At 44.0% G+C, this 625-nt stretch carries 1 protein-coding gene; it reads left to right on the top strand.

Features of this window, described 5'->3' with window-relative positions:
* Nucleotides 1-580, top strand: a 580-nt coding sequence (locus tag KVT36_RS31535) for a transposase (protein ID WP_217607400.1), incomplete at its 5' end; no start/stop codon positions are given.
* Nucleotides 581-625 lie beyond the last annotated feature (45 nt).

Genomic DNA, 625 nt, shown 5'->3' on the forward strand with positions numbered 1-625 from the left:
AAGCAATGGTATCTGCTTGATCCATTGTCTTGCGCACGCAAGGAGATATTTTGTTGAAGCACTAAGTAATGACAGTGCCCGGTCGGAGTATGTGTTACAACAGATCCAACAGCTATACAATATAGAGCAACAATGTACCACACAGCGATATTGCGATGATCAGCGGAAAGCTATCCGTATGGAACAGGCTAAACCCATCCTGGACCGGTTAGGAGATTGGATGCTAGAACAGTATCCCCAGGTGTTACCTAAAAGTCCGATCGGACAAGCGTTGGCTTATAGCATCAAAAGATGGAAGAAGCTGAGCGCTTATGCCGGAAGTGGTTCCTTGCTGCCTGACAATAACAGGATAGAAAACAGTATCAGGCCTATTGCCCTGGGCCGCAAAAATCATTTATTTGCAGGTTCTCACGAGGCTGCAAAAAGATCTGCTATGTTATACAGCTTGCTGGGTACATGCAAAATGCATAATATTAACCCGTATCAATGGCTCGAGAATATCCTGACCATCATTGCTGATTACCCGGTGAATAAAATCAAAGACCTTCTCCCTCACATTTGGAAGACAAGGCAAAATTAGATACTTATCCCCGTTTTAAATATATGCAGTTGCCCGTTGGGATAC

The sequence above is a fragment of the Chitinophaga sp. GbtcB8 genome, from assembly GCF_019091455.1.
Classification (GTDB): domain Bacteria; phylum Bacteroidota; class Bacteroidia; order Chitinophagales; family Chitinophagaceae; genus Chitinophaga.